This window comes from Frankia sp. Hr75.2, from assembly GCF_949319125.1.
Taxonomy (GTDB): Bacteria; Actinomycetota; Actinomycetes; order Frankiales; family Frankiaceae; genus Parafrankia; species Parafrankia soli.
Genome location: NZ_CASGGV010000224.1, coordinates 1 through 588, shown reverse-complemented (window position 1 = coordinate 588; position 588 = coordinate 1). Strand labels below are relative to the sequence as shown.

The window sequence follows — 588 nt, the reverse complement described above, 5'->3', positions numbered from 1 at the left end:
TGACGCCGACAACGAAGGCTGATGTCGTCGGAGCGAGCTCGATCCCAGCGGATGCCATCGACGCGGTTCGAGTCGTTGACCGTGACGGCCTGGTGCTCGCCGTAGCTCACCCGCGGGGCAGCGAGTAGGCCACCGTCGCGTCTGGACACGGAGCCTCGGACGGAGCTGTGATTATCGGTGCGGGTGCGGGTGCGGGTGCGGGTGCGGGTGCGGTGTAGGCGGCGGTCTTCAGTGGCCGCGAGCATCGAACGCGCACGGTCATGCTGGGAGCGGATGTCAGGAGACGCGGGCCCGCAGTATCAGTCAGCGTGTCCGAGTGGGACGAGACCCTCTACGCGGGTAGCGCCGAGTTCTACGCCGCCGGACGGCTGCCCTATCCGCCCGCACTTGCCGAGACCTTGCGCGCCGTGCTCGGGGCCGCTCCGGTCGGGCGGCTGCTGGATGTCGGTTGCGGACCGGGCTCGCTGACCTTGCTGGTAGCCGGCCTCTTCGAGACGGCTGTGGGCCTCGACCCGGAGCCGGACATGATCTCCCATGCCCGTGAGGCGGCGCAGCGTGCGGGAATCGACAACGTGACCTGGCTGCGGA

1 protein-coding gene is annotated in these 588 nt (G+C 69.4%); it reads left to right on the top strand.

Annotated features, from left to right (window positions below):
- Positions 1-308 precede the first annotated feature (308 nt).
- Positions 309-588 (top strand): class I SAM-dependent methyltransferase (locus AC559T_RS16715; protein WP_498869331.1); only part of this gene is annotated, 280 nt, incomplete at its 3' end.